Annotated in this window: 14 protein-coding genes; 13 read left to right on the top strand and 1 reads right to left on the bottom strand. The window is 36.9% G+C overall.

All coding sequences use genetic code 11. The annotated features are described in order from the left end of the window. The first annotated feature begins 199 nt into the window (after positions 1 to 199). Positions 200 to 4,777 (top strand): glycoside hydrolase family 70 protein, encoded by a 4,578-nt coding sequence (locus JNUCC76_RS09285; RefSeq protein ID WP_454154283.1) that lies wholly within the window; start codon positions 200 to 202, stop codon positions 4,775 to 4,777. A 56-nt stretch (positions 4,778 to 4,833) separates the two neighbouring features. Here JNUCC76_RS09285 and JNUCC76_RS09280 read toward each other — a convergent pair whose 3' ends face one another. Continuing rightward, a complete protein-coding gene (locus JNUCC76_RS09280) occupies positions 4,834 to 5,253 on the bottom strand; it encodes an Rrf2 family transcriptional regulator (RefSeq protein WP_454154281.1) in 420 nt (139 codons plus the stop codon). Positions 5,254 to 5,391: 138 nt separating this feature from the next. Between JNUCC76_RS09280 and JNUCC76_RS09275 the strand changes: the two genes are divergently transcribed. From JNUCC76_RS09275 to JNUCC76_RS09220, 12 genes are all read left to right on the top strand, one after another. Further along, positions 5,392 to 5,997 (top strand): nitroreductase family protein, encoded by a 606-nt coding sequence (locus JNUCC76_RS09275; RefSeq protein WP_454154279.1) that lies wholly within the window; start codon positions 5,392 to 5,394, stop codon positions 5,995 to 5,997. A 24-nt stretch (positions 5,998 to 6,021) separates the two neighbouring features. After that, on the top strand, positions 6,022 to 6,672 hold the full coding sequence (locus JNUCC76_RS09270) for an NAD(P)-dependent oxidoreductase (protein WP_454154277.1): 651 nt from the start codon (positions 6,022 to 6,024) through the stop codon (positions 6,670 to 6,672). 106 nt (positions 6,673 to 6,778) lie between these two features. Continuing rightward, positions 6,779 to 7,282, top strand: a complete 504-nt coding sequence (locus tag JNUCC76_RS09265) for a DUF1440 domain-containing protein (protein ID WP_454154275.1) — start codon at positions 6,779 to 6,781, stop codon at positions 7,280 to 7,282. 106 nt (positions 7,283 to 7,388) lie between these two features. Next, complete coding sequence (locus JNUCC76_RS09260) at positions 7,389 to 8,057, top strand: aggregation-promoting factor C-terminal-like domain-containing protein (protein WP_454154273.1); 669 nt, start codon at positions 7,389 to 7,391, stop codon at positions 8,055 to 8,057. A gap of 74 nt (positions 8,058 to 8,131) precedes the next feature. Next, positions 8,132 to 8,668, top strand: a complete 537-nt coding sequence (locus tag JNUCC76_RS09255; RefSeq protein ID WP_072614167.1) for a YqeG family HAD IIIA-type phosphatase — start codon at positions 8,132 to 8,134, stop codon at positions 8,666 to 8,668. Beyond that, on the top strand, positions 8,658 to 9,797 hold the full coding sequence (yqeH, locus tag JNUCC76_RS09250) for a ribosome biogenesis GTPase YqeH (RefSeq protein WP_454154271.1): 1,140 nt from the start codon (positions 8,658 to 8,660) through the stop codon (positions 9,795 to 9,797). The genes JNUCC76_RS09255 and yqeH overlap by 11 nt, the downstream gene beginning before the upstream one ends. Next, the gene (gene yhbY, locus JNUCC76_RS09245) at positions 9,797 to 10,108 is read left to right on the top strand and encodes a ribosome assembly RNA-binding protein YhbY (protein WP_454154269.1); all 312 of its coding nucleotides are present in this window, start codon (positions 9,797 to 9,799) and stop codon (positions 10,106 to 10,108) included. Before yqeH ends, yhbY begins: the two co-directional genes overlap by 1 nt. 10 nt (positions 10,109 to 10,118) lie before the next feature. Further along, complete coding sequence (locus JNUCC76_RS09240; RefSeq protein WP_454154267.1) at positions 10,119 to 10,757, top strand: nicotinate-nucleotide adenylyltransferase; 639 nt, start codon at positions 10,119 to 10,121, stop codon at positions 10,755 to 10,757. Further along, a complete protein-coding gene (gene yqeK / locus JNUCC76_RS09235; protein ID WP_454154265.1) occupies positions 10,750 to 11,334 on the top strand; it encodes a bis(5'-nucleosyl)-tetraphosphatase (symmetrical) YqeK in 585 nt (194 codons plus the stop codon). Before JNUCC76_RS09240 ends, yqeK begins: the two co-directional genes overlap by 8 nt. 3 nt (positions 11,335 to 11,337) lie before the next feature. After that, positions 11,338 to 11,712 (top strand): ribosome silencing factor, encoded by a 375-nt coding sequence (gene rsfS / locus JNUCC76_RS09230; protein WP_454154263.1) that lies wholly within the window; start codon positions 11,338 to 11,340, stop codon positions 11,710 to 11,712. Positions 11,713 to 11,799: 87 nt separating this feature from the next. Continuing rightward, on the top strand, positions 11,800 to 12,552 hold the full coding sequence (locus tag JNUCC76_RS09225) for a class I SAM-dependent DNA methyltransferase (protein ID WP_454154261.1): 753 nt from the start codon (positions 11,800 to 11,802) through the stop codon (positions 12,550 to 12,552). After that, the gene (locus JNUCC76_RS09220) at positions 12,552 to 13,724 is read left to right on the top strand and encodes a nucleotidyltransferase (protein ID WP_454154259.1); all 1,173 of its coding nucleotides are present in this window, start codon (positions 12,552 to 12,554) and stop codon (positions 13,722 to 13,724) included. The genes JNUCC76_RS09225 and JNUCC76_RS09220 overlap by 1 nt, the downstream gene beginning before the upstream one ends. Position 13,725 lies beyond the last annotated feature (1 nt).

Genomic DNA, 13,725 nt, shown 5'->3' with positions numbered 1-13,725 from the left:
CTTATCACCAGATAAGTTAATAATGTTTTTTTTTATAAAAAATTAATGTTTGTAATATTAATATAATTCTCTAATTGCTTGTTTTTACAATGTTTTTTTTAAATATGTCGATTATGTGTTGAAATTTTTACTGTTTTTACAAATAAATTAAGTTATAATTTTTCAATGTAATAGAAGAGAATATATAAGGAGAAAACTTATGCCATTTACAGAAAAAGTAATGCGGAAAAAACTTTATAAAGTTGGGAAAATTTGGGTAGTTGGTGGGGTTTGTACTTTTGCACTGACCGCGTCATTTGCTTTAGCAACACCAAGTGTTTTGGGAGACAGCAGTGTGCCTGAGGTGAGCGCTAATAACGTTCAATCTACTTCAAATAATGCAACGGATACTACTACAGTTACAGAAGAAAATGACAAAGTACAGCCTGCAGCTACCAGTGACGATGTAACAACAACAGCTGCAAACGACAAAACACAATCTGCTGATACCAATGTGACAGAAAAACAGGCAGATGATCATACGCTTGATAATGACAAAGTCGATAACAAACAAAATGAAGTCGCTCCAACCAATGATACTAACGAAAATTCCGGATCAGTAGCCGTTTCAACTAATAGTGGTTCTGCTGAAAAGACTACAGAAGAAGTACAGCAAGTTAGCGGCAAGTACGTTGAAAAAGACGGTAGTTGGTATTACTACTTTGATGATGGCAGAAATGCTAAAGGTTTATCAACAATAGACAACAATATTCAATATTTTGATGAGGATGGTAAACAAGTCAAAGGACAGTACGTCACAATTGATAATCAAACATATTATTTTGATAAGGATTCAGGTGATGAGTTAATTGGGCTGCAAAGTATTGATGGGAAGATAGTTGCTTTTAACAATGAAGGACAACAGATTTTTAATCAATATTATCAATCTGAAAATGGTACAACGTATTACTTTGATGATAAAGGACACGCTGCTACTGGTATTAAGAATATTGAGGGTAAAAATTATTATTTTGATAATCTTGGTCAACTAAAAAAAGGTTTCTCTGGTGTGATTGATGGTCAAATAATGACATTTGATCAGAACACGGGACAAGAAGTTTCTAACACAACTTCTGAAATAAAAGAAGGTTTGACGACACAAAACACGGATTATAGCGAACATAATGCAGCCCACGGTACGGATGCCGAGGACTTTGAGAATATTGATGGCTATTTAACAGCTAGTTCATGGTATCGTCCAACAGATATTTTACGTAACGGAACAGACTGGGAACCTTCTACAGATACTGATTTTAGGCCAATATTATCAGTGTGGTGGCCAGATAAGAAAACACAGGTCAATTATTTAAACTACATGGCCGATTTAGGATTCATTAGTAATGCGGACAGTTTTGAAACTGAGGATAGCCAAAGCTTATTAAATGAAGCCAGTAACTATGTTCAAAAATCAATTGAAATGAAGATTAGTGCGCAACAAAGTACAGAATGGCTAAAGGATGCAATGGCGGCTTTCATTGTTACGCAACCACAGTGGAATGAGACTAGTGAAGATATGAGTAATGATCATTTACAAAATGGCGCATTAACTTATGTTAACAGTCCGCTGACACCCGATGCTAACTCGAACTTTAGATTACTCAACCGCACACCTACAAACCAAACCGGTGAACAAGCCTATGATTTAGATAACTCAAAAGGCGGATTCGAATTATTACTAGCAAATGATGTCGACAACTCAAATCCCGTAGTACAAGCAGAACAATTAAACTGGTTATATTATTTAATGAATTTTGGTACGATTACAGCGAATGATGCCGATGCTAATTTCGACGGAATTCGTGTTGATGCGGTGGATAATGTCGATGCTGATTTGTTACAAATTGCTGCCGATTATTTCAAACTAGCTTACGGTGTTGATCAAAATGATGCTACTGCCAATCAACATCTTTCAATTTTGGAAGATTGGAGTCATAATGATCCGCTGTATGTAACGGATCAAGGCAGTGATCAATTAACAATGGATGATTATATGCACACTCAGTTGATTTGGTCATTGACAAAATCATCTGACATACGTGGTACAATGCAACGTTTTGTGGATTATTATATGGTTGATCGATCTAATGACAGTACAGAAAACGAAGCAATTCCTAACTATAGTTTTGTACGTGCCCACGATAGTGAAGTGCAAACAGTTATTGCACAAATTGTTTCAGATTTGTATCCAGATGTTGAAAATAGTCTAGCACCAACGACAGAACAATTGGCAGCAGCCTTTAAAGTTTATAATGAAGATGAAAAACTAGCAGATAAAAAATATACGCAATACAATATGGCTAGTGCTTATGCGATGTTATTAACGAATAAAGACACAGTGCCACGTGTGTACTATGGTGATTTGTACACAGACGATGGTCAATATATGGCAACGAAGTCACCATATTATGATGCGATTAACACTTTATTACAAGCAAGAATACAGTATGTTGCTGGTGGACAATCAATGTCAGTTGATAATAATGATGTCCTAACTAGCGTTCGTTATGGTAAAGATGCGATGACGGCCACTGATACTGGCACGGCAGAAACAAGAACTGAGGGTATTGGTGTTATTGTAAGCAACAATGCATCGTTACAGTTAGATGAAGGTGATACAGTTACCTTGCATATGGGTGCAGCTCATAAAAATCAAGCGTATCGTCCTTTACTAGCAACAACTGCCGATGGATTATCTTATTATGATACTGATGACAATGCACCGGTAGAATACACAGATGATAATGGTGATTTGATTTTTACTAGTGACTCAATTTATGGTGTACAAAATCCGCAAGTTTCTGGATATTTGGCTGTTTGGGTTCCGGTTGGGGCGCAACAGGATCAAGATGCACGAACAGCTTCTGACACAACAACGAACACGAGTGATAAAGTATTCCATTCAAACGCTGCTCTTGATTCTCAGGTCATCTACGAAGGTTTCTCAAACTTCCAGGCATTTGCTACGGAAAGCAGTGAATATACAAACGTAGTCATCGCTCAGAATGCGGATCAATTTAAGCAATGGGGTGTGACAAGTTTCCAGTTAGCACCACAATATCGTTCAAGTACAGATACAAGTTTCTTAGATTCAATCATTCAAAACGGGTATGCATTCACGGATCGTTATGACTTAGGTTATGGCACACCGACAAAGTATGGAACTGCTGATCAGTTGCGCGATGCTATTAAAGCTTTACATGCTAGCGGTATTCAAGCAATTGCTGATTGGGTGCCAGATCAAATTTATAATTTGCCAGAGCAAGAATTAGCTACTGTAACAAGGACAAACGCTTATGGGGATGACAATACAGATTCTGATATTGACAATGCCTTATATGTTGTTCAAAGTCGCGGTGGTGGTACTTACCAAACAATGTATGGTGGTGCTTTCTTAGAAGATTTACAGGCACTGTATCCATCCCTATTTGAAACGAATCAAATTTCAACTGGTGTGCCAATTGATGGCAGTGTAAAAATTACTGAGTGGGCCGCTAAGTACTTCAATGGTTCTAACATCCAAGGTAAAGGTGCTGGATACGTATTGAAAGATATGGGTTCTAATAAGTACTTTAAGGTCGTTTCAAACACTGAGGATGGTGACTACTTACCAAAACAGTTAACTAATGATTTGTCAGAAACTGGCTTTACACACGATGATAAGGGAATTATTTATTATACATTAAGTGGTTATCGTGCCCAAAATGCATTTATTCAAGATGACGATGATAACTATTACTATTTTGATAAAACAGGTCATCTAGTAACAGGTTTGCAAAATATTAATAATCATACTTACTTCTTTTTACCTAATGGTATCGAACTGGTTAATAGCTTCTTACAAAACGAGGATGGCACAATTGTTTATTTTGATAAGAAAGGTCATCAAGTCTTTGACCAATATATAACTGATCAAAATGGCAATGCGTATTACTTTGATGATGCTGGTGTAATGCTTAAATCAGGGTTTACAACGATTGATGGACATCAACAGTATTTTGATCAAAATGGTGTGCAGGTTAAGGATAAGTTTGTGGTTGGCACTGATGGTTATAAGTATTACTTTGAACCAGGTAGTGGTAACTTAGCTATCCTACGTTATGTGCAAAACAGTAAGAATCAATGGTTCTATTTTGACGGTAGTGGACATGCTGTTACTGGTTTCCAAACAATTAATGGTAAAAAACAATATTTCTATAATGATGGTCATCAAAGTAAAGGTGAATTCATTGATGCTAATGGTGATACCTTCTATACAAGTGTCGCTGATGGTCGCCTAGTAACTGGTGTTCAGAAGATTAACGGCATTACCTATGCTTTTGATAACACAGGAAATTTGATCACAAATCAGTATTATCAATTAGCAGATGGTAAATATATGTTGTTAGATGATAACGGTCGTGCGAAAACAGGATTTGTATTGGAAAATGGTGTACTAAGATACTTCGATCAAAACGGTGAACAAGTGAAAAATGCTATCGTTGTGGATCCAGATACTAACTTTAGTTATTATTTCAATGCAACACAAGGTGTCGCTGTAAAAAATGATTATTTCGAGTATCAAGGTAATTGGTATTTAACAGATGCTAATTACCAACTTATCAAAGGTTTTAAAGCAGTTGACGACAGTTTACAACATTTTGATGAAGTCACGGGTGTTCAAACAAAAGATAGTGCTTTAATAAGTGCTCAAGGAAAAGTTTACCAATTTGATAATAATGGGAATGCTGTGTCAGCATAAGCTTTCTGTATATATAGTGAAAAGTCAAAGGTCATATTGATCTTTGGCTTTTTGATTTAATTGTCTGTTTGAATTTCCTTGATGATATCGGCTAATTTAATTTTATTCATTTCTTTTTCGGCAGCTTCTTGCACTTGATTATAGTATTTATCCAAAGTTGTCTGAATGTGACTGCCAATATTACAATTCTGATTTGTTTTGGTGTCAATTTTGAGAAATGAGGTGTCTTCTTCCACAGCGCGATAAATATCTAATAAACTAATTGTGTCGGCTGGACGAGATAATTTTGGATCTGCACGGCCATTACTTGATAATAAACAACCGTCATTTTTGAGCTGTGACATAATTCGTCGAATAACCACAGGGTTAGAGTTGACACTCTTAGCAATTTGCGTGCTTGATAGGTCGGTACCTTGATTAATGACGATATAAGTTAGAATATGTATAGCATCGCTTAACTTAGTAGAGTATTTCATGGGTATGTTCACTTTCTAGTATCTTTTCGATATTTTTTTCTTGACAAATTTTCATTATCCATAGTATGATTTACCTGTAACAAATATTGTTACAGTCTATAAGTAAAAGTATACTACAAAATGAAAGAGGTGTCACACGTGGCTAATCAAGATTATATTGAAACAATTAAGAAAAGGCGATCGATTTATGCATTAGGCAAGAATGTATCTGATAATAATGAGGAGATTAGCGAATTAATTCAGTTAGCAATTAAAGAATCACCAAGTTCTTTTAACAACCAAACGGTCAGAGCCGCTATTTTATTTGGTGAATCATCTGACAAATTATGGGAAATAGTTGCTGAAAGATTAAAGTCAGAAGTTCCTGATGAAGAAAGTTACAAAGTAACTCGTCAAAAAGTTGATAGTTTCAAAGCTGGCGTTGGGACAATCCTGTTCTTCACGGATGATGATATTGTTCAGCAATATCAAGAACAGCTTTCTTTATATGCGGAAAACTTTCCAATTTGGGCTGATCAAGCAAATGGTATGGCCCAGATTAATGTTTGGCAAGCCTTGGCAGCAAATGAAATTGGTGCTAGCCTACAACACTATAATCCTTTGATAGATGACGACGTACATTCAGCATTTGATATACCTAAATCATGGAACTTACGTAGTCAGATGCCATTTGGATCAATTGAAGCACCAGCAGGTACTAAAGAATACATGACGGATGATGTACGCTTTAAAATCTTTAAATGATTAGTATTAAGAAAGAAGGCAAACATGGCAATTAAAATTGGCGTTATTGGCGCAACAGGTATGGCCGGTTCTGCAGTATATCAAGAGGCTGTCGATCAAGGATTTGATGTTACCGCAATTGTAAGATCTACCGCCAAAGCGCATAAAACACTTGGTCAGGATGCAAAAGTCTTTGAAAAAGATGCGTTTGCATTGACTAAAGAAGAATTGTTACAGTTTGATGTAATTATTAATGCATTTGCTACAGTTCCTGCGATGGCATATCGACATATTGACTTGGCAGCCCATCTTATTGGACTGCTTCGAGAAACAACTGTTCCACGTTTAATCTTTATTTTAGGCGCAGGTAGCTTGATAACTGGGGATGATAAACATCTACTATTAGAGGATTTAAAAAAATTACCAGATGCTGCCTCTTGGGTATCAATACCAGATAATCAGAAAAAAGAACTAGACTTTTTACGAAATATTGATAATGTCAATTGGACAGGTGTATCACCTGGTATTACTTTCCAAGCCGGCGAAACAACCCAATATAAGTTAGGAACAGACTATCTGCTTTTTAGTGAGGATAACGAATCTGTTACAAACAGTGGTACGATGGCCAAAGCGATCGTGTCAGAAATTATTAAACCAAGTGCGGAAAAAAAGCGTTTCACAGTGATTAATGCTTAATAGTTTGAACAAAAGAGCGACCTTCTTATGAGCGTTGCTCTTTTGTAATATAAAAATAACGTGTAGTATAAAAAGTGAATTATTTTAGTTCGTAAGGGAGAAATTTATGTTGAAATTTTTGTTGGCTGTCATTGTAATCGGAACGATTGCAGGGGTTATTTCTGGAATGGTTAAAATCGGCTGGGAAGCGATCTTGCCACCAAGAACACAAGAACGTGATGAAACTAATCCGCCACAGCGGTTGCTGCAACAAATGGGTATACCACGAAAATGGACGCATGCCTATTTTTATTATGCTACTGATCAAAAAGTGCACTATGTAGCACTAATCATGCACTTTTCTTTTTCGATTGCCTTTGGTGTATTGTTAGTTTTGCTTGATCAATATTTCCCTATTGTTACGTTTGGACAAGGTAGCGTGTACGGTATTGTGATTTGGATCATTTTCCATATTATTATTTTACCAGCTATGAAAACAATTCCATCCGCTTTAAAACAACCGTTTTCAGAACATTTCTCTGAATTTTTGGGTCACATTGTATGGGCTTGGTCAATGTATTTAATAATGGTTGCACTGGTTGTGATAACTAACTGGTTGCCAAATTACTAAATATTACACATCTAGTTAAACGTTTATCAAAGTTTTGTATATTAAGTATTTTTAGACCACGTTTTTATCATCATTTGTAATATTCATGTAATATTTTGACGGCACAATGGATTACATGATGAAGAGAATAATAATAATAAGTGCCCTATTAACTGGTTTATCTTTAGTTGTTTTGGGAACGCAACTTGAAACAGAAAACCAGCCTGCTGAAGCCGCCAGTATGAATCAAACCGTGAATGTCAAAGCAGTTAGTTCTGCCATTTCATCATTTACGGATGTTAAACTTACTAAAGTTGAAGCAGTACCTAAAAAAGTAGTAACTCCTAGTGAGAACAGTGAAGTTAAAGCGAATTCACAACCAAGTGAAGCACAAGAAAAGGCTGCAGATACAGCGCAAGTAACTAGTGTATCTTCTGCAACAACGACAGCCGAAGCATCAAAAGTAGCTGCTACAGTGAATGAGACGCAACCAACGCAGGTCGTTGCAGAAAGTAATCAACCAACACAAGTTACAGCCGTAACAGAAACACCGGTTGCATCATCAGACATACAATGGTTAATCCAACATGAAAGCGGCGGAAACGTCAATGCTCAAAACGGTGCATACTATGGTATTGGTCAGTTGTCTGAAAATTACTACGCGCAATATGTTCCAGGAAAAGATTATCATGGTAATTATGCAGTTCAGTTAGAAGCAATGCAGAAGTATATCTCTGCTCGCTATGGAACTGTTGCTAATGCTATTGCTCATTGGCAAGTTAATAATTGGTATTAGTCAAACACGTAACACGGTATACGTGTTTTTTTGTTATAATGGAAAAGAATAAAATAAACGGACGATGGGATATAATGCGCTTAGAACACTTTACACCAACATATATGGTTGAACGAATTTACGATTTAACTGTCGAAGATTTGAAGGCGCGTGGTATTAAAACCGTACTCGCGGATTTAGATAATACATTGTTAGCGTGGAACAACCCAGATGGAACACCTGAATTAAAGCAGTGGTTACAAGATTTACGGGATGGTGGTATTGAATTAATTGTGGTTTCTAATAACACTACGAAACGCGTCGAAAAAGCAGTTAAACCTTTGAATGTCAAGTTTGTTTCTTGGTCGTTAAAGCCAATGCCACGCGGCATTTTACATGTGTTACGTACGCACCATCTGAAGCGCGAAGAGGTCATTATGGTGGGAGACCAAATGTTGACTGATATTTGGGCAGCACACGGTGCGGGAGTACGTAGCGTACTTGTACAACGCCTCATTGAATCAGATATGTGGCAAACATGGTTAAACCGTAGAATTGAAAAGTATGTAAAAAAAATTGTGTTTCAAGCACATCCACACCTAAAATGGGAGAAAACATTACGTGACAACTGAAATTACTGACGAATACGTTCAAGAACAATTAAATGAAGGATTGCGCTGTATTGGTTGCGGAGCTTTGATGCAAGTTGAAGACAAAAACAAGGTTGGCTATTTGCCAATGAGTGCCCTCAAAAAATCTATTAGTAGTGAAGAATTATTTTGTCAACGTTGTTTTCGTTTACGTCACTATAACGAAATTCAGCCAGTAGAACTTACTGATGATGATTTTGCTAACTTGCTCCATCAAATCTCAGATACGAAGGCATTGATTGTTTATGTTATTGATGTGTTTGATGTAACTGGTTCAGCAATTTCTGGATTACCTCGCTTTGTTGGAAAGGATAATCCAATTTTAGTAGTAGCTAACAAGGTTGATTTATTACCTAAGCTATTAAATAAGAATCGTTTGAAAAATTGGCTACGCGCTGAATTGAAAGCACAGGGTATTCAACCTGTCGACGTCTTCTTGACATCTGCAACACGTCCCAAAAATTTAGACGACTTATTAGATACCATCGATAATTTGCGTGACGGACGTGATGTCTTTGTCGTTGGGGTTACCAATGTTGGTAAATCAACATTAATCAATCAAATTATCAAGTCTCGTACAGGCATTCAAAATTTGATTACTACATCTAGATTTCCAGGAACCACACTTGATCGAATTGAAATTCCATTGGAAGATGGTCAGCAACTAATTGACACGCCAGGAATTATTAAGCGCGATCAGATGGCTCATGTGCTAACTGATAAGGACTTAAAGTTTGCACTACCAAAAAATGAAATTAAGCCACGAACGTATCAATTAAATCCAGAACAAACAATTTTTATTGGCGGTCTGGCACGTTTTGATTTTATCAGTGGTGCGCGTAGTGCTATAACGGCTTATTTTGAAAATAACTTGAATTTACACCGCACAAAGCTTATTGGTGCGGATGAGTTTTATGAACGGCATGCAGGTGGGCTACTAGTACCAGCACCAAGTCAGTCACAAAATCTAATCAAACACGAATTCAGCATTACTGAAGACAGTGACATTGTCTTTTCAGGTTTAGGTTGGATTAGTGTACCGGCAGGTATAAAAGTAGCTGGTTGGGCACCAAAGGGCGTCAGCGTCCTCATTCGAAAGGTAATGATTTAATGCAATTAACAGGAAAACAAAAACGTTATTTACGTTCACAAGCAAACACGTTATCGCCAATTTTTTCAGTTGGGAAAAATGGATTGACTCAGAATTGGGTTGATGAAATTGTTCTGGCATTGGCTAAAAGAGAGCTAGTCAAAATTAGTTTGCAGCAAAGTGCTGACGAAACAGCAAAAGAAGTTGCTGATTTTATTGAAGCACATTCAGATATTACGGTTGCACAGACAATTGGTCGTACGATTGTCTTGTATTTACCAGCAAAAGAAGACAAATATAAGAAGATTTCATTAGATCTAGCAAAAATCTGAGGAGATGGCTATGATTGGAACATCAACAACAGCACTAAAACATCAATTAGAACTAGAACCAAGTGAGGCCAAACATCGTATTGGAATTTTTGGTGGTACCTTTAATCCACCGCACATTGGGCAGTTGGTTTTAGCAGAATGTGTTGGGAAACAGCTTGGACTTGAAAAAGTTTATTGGATGCCTAATGCACAGCCGGTTGATGCTACTCATGCTAGCGCAATTGAACCGTCTTATCGAATGCAATTGGTTCACATGGCGATTTTGGATAATCCTTTTTTTGAACTTGAATTATTAGAAATCCGTAATGGCGGTGAATCCCATACTTACCAATCAATGAAAGAGCTTGTGGATACGCATCCAGAAAATGAATATTATTTTATCATGGGTGCAAATACAGTTAGAAAGTTACCCACTTGGGATCACATTGATGAGTTAAGTCAAATTGTTACGTTTGCTGCAGGTGTCCATTCAGGGCAAGAGACAACGTCCGATTATCCAGTGCTATGGTTTGATGTTCCAAGCATTAGCGTCAGCGCCTCAGAAGTACGGACGCGAATCCGTATGAATCAGAGTATTAATTATTTGGTGCCAGAACGTGAAGCACTGTTTATTCGTGAGTACGATTTGTATAGAGGCTTATATGACTAAGTATTTTAATGGTACAATTACTGATTTAGAAACAAAAGTTTCCGAAAAATTATCTGATTATCGTTATCAGCATGTTTTGCGTGTACGAGACTATGCAGTGAAATTGGCCAAGGCCAATGATGTTGATGTTGACAAGGCAGAAGTTGCTGCTTTGGTGCACGATTATGCCAAAGAGCGATCAGATAATGATTTTATAAAGGTTATTAAAGCTCAGCATATGGATCCAGATTTAATCAATTGGGGAAATTATGTCTGGCATGGTATTGTTGGAGCGGAGATGATTCGTAACGAGCTAGGTATTGTTGATGAAGATATATTAACTGCTGTCAGTGAGCACACAACAGGTGCAGGCGCTAGTATGAATAAGTTGTCACAAGTTATATTTATGGCAGATTATTTAGAATTAGGTCGTGATTTCAAAGGGGTAGAGGAAGCCCGTACAATTACTGACCAAAGTTTAGCCCAGGGTGTTAAATATCAAATTGTTCATACTTTAGCACGCTTAATCCACAAAGAAACACCTATTTATCCAAAATCACTCGAAACATACAATTATTGGGTCAAGAAAGAAAAATAAAATATGACAATAACAGCATTAGATACACAAGAAACTTTAAACACGGCCGTGCAAGCGGTTGATAACAAGAAAGCAAATAATATTGTTGCACTTGATATGCGCGAAGTGAGCTTAATGGCAGATTACTTCGTGATTGCAGACGCTGCGTCTACACGACAGGTGCAAGCTATTGCTACAGAAGTTAAAGATAAAATACAAGAAGCGGGTGGATCAGTTCGCTTTATGGAAGGCTTCCAAGAAGGTGAATGGGTTCTTATGGACTTAGGGGATGTTATCGTGCACATATTTTCGACAGAAGGTCGCGATTTTTACAACCTAGAACGTTTGTGGAATGATGCCCCCTATGTTAATCTTGAAAATTTATTAACAGAAAATTAAGCAAAATCGAGGCTACTGTCTCGATTTTTTAGTTTGTAAGAACAATAATATAACCGTTCAGACCGACACCATGTTAAAATTAAAATTATGAATAATGAAATAAACAACAATTACTCCACATTTGCGGAAAAATATGACCAACTGTTTGATTCAGAATTGTATCAAGAGTGGGTTGATTTCGTGGCAAAAAATAGTAAAGCTACACCTATTATGGATTTAGGTGGAGGTGCTGGACGGTTAGCAGTTTTATTAGCACAGCTTGGCTACACTGTTGATGTGCTAGACTTGTCACCAGAGATGCTGTCATTGGCACAAAAGCATGCTAATGATGCAAACGTTGACTTAGCTTTGTTGCAGGCTGACATGCGTGATTTTTCTGATTGGAAAAAGGAATACCCTATCATTGTTAGTTTTGCAGACGCCTTAAATTATTTACCAAATTTATCTGATTTTAAATTAGCTATTCAACAAGTGTATGATCATTTAGTGGTGGGTGGACAGTTTTTATTTGATGTGATAACACCCTATCAAGTGAATGTATTGTACGATAATTATTACTACAATAATGATGACGACGATGAAAACATTTTTATGTGGACTAGTTATCCTGGTGAGCAAGAGAATAGTGTTGACCATGATTTAAAGTTTTTTGTGTATGATGAAGCAATTGACGCTTTTAAAATTATGCGCGAAATTCATCATGAGCAAACCTATGATTTGAAGACTTATCAAGAAACCTTAAGAAATGCTGGTTTTCATGATATTGAAGTTTTTGCAAACTTTGGACAAAATAATATTGATGAAAGCACAGAACGTTGGTTTTTCAGGGCGGTGAAATAATGCAAGCAGTCGGAATAATAACGGAATATAATCCATTTCATAATGGGCATATTTATCATATTCAACAAGCCAAGAAATTAACTGGCGCGGATGTAGTTGTAGCTGTTATGTCTGGTAACTTTGTGCAACGTGGTGAACCAGCCTTATTTGACAAATGGCATAGAACACAAATGGCTTTGGAAAATGGTGTGGATTTAGTCATTGAGTTACCCACTTTTTTTGCAGTGCAACCAAGTCATATTTTTGCTGATGGGGCGATTCAATTATTATCCGCTCTTGGTGTCGATAATATTGTATTTGGCAGTGAGCATCCAGAGGTTGATTTTCTATCCATAGCTAAACAAGCACCAACTATTGCAGAAGGCCAAGAATTTAAGAATCATACGCAAACTTTTGCTAGTGCGTATGCTAAACAATTAGAGGCTGAAACTAGCTTTAAACTGGAAGAGCCTAATGATATTCTAGCGCTTGGTTATGCTAGTGCTATTCTAAACCAACAGGCTAACATTGGCATTATACCTATTCAACGCGCAGAAGCAAATTATCATGATGCCAACTTTACAGACGAACAATCGATAGCCTCAGCATCATCTATTCGTTTGGCTTTACATAAAGGAAAAACTGAAAAAATCAAAAATGTGGTGCCTGAAGCGACCAAAGTAGCATTAGCTACCGCTGCTAATACAATTGATTTCGAAAGTAAATTTTGGTCAATGCTGAAGTATCGGTTAACAACAGATACAGTTGGTCAACTAGGCCAAATTTATCAAATGGCCGAGGGGTTGGAGCATCGTTTTGCTAAAACAGCTCTAAATGATTCTGGTCCACAAAGCTATCAAAGCTTTATTAAATCAACCAAATCTAAGCGTTATACGTTTACTCGAATACAGCGTACATTATTATATACTTTGCTTAATATTAAGGTAGACCAGATGCAAACAGCTATGCAGGACCCATACTTGCGTATTCTAGGATTTACTTCAACGGGACAGCAATACTTAAATGAAATTAAAAAACAAGTAACATTGCCCCTTATCAGTAAAGTTGATTCAAGTTTGGCTAAAAGTAATCTGCGCTTAGATTATAAAGCTGGTAAAGTGTGGCAATTACTGGCAAACGAAGGTGCGCCAACACAAGATATGACACGAATGCCATTATATTGGGAGAAATAGT

The sequence above is a fragment of the Leuconostoc sp. JNUCC 76 genome (assembly GCF_053667755.1).
Note: the sequence above shows the minus strand (reverse complement) of the source record. Positions and strands in the feature narration are given on the sequence as shown.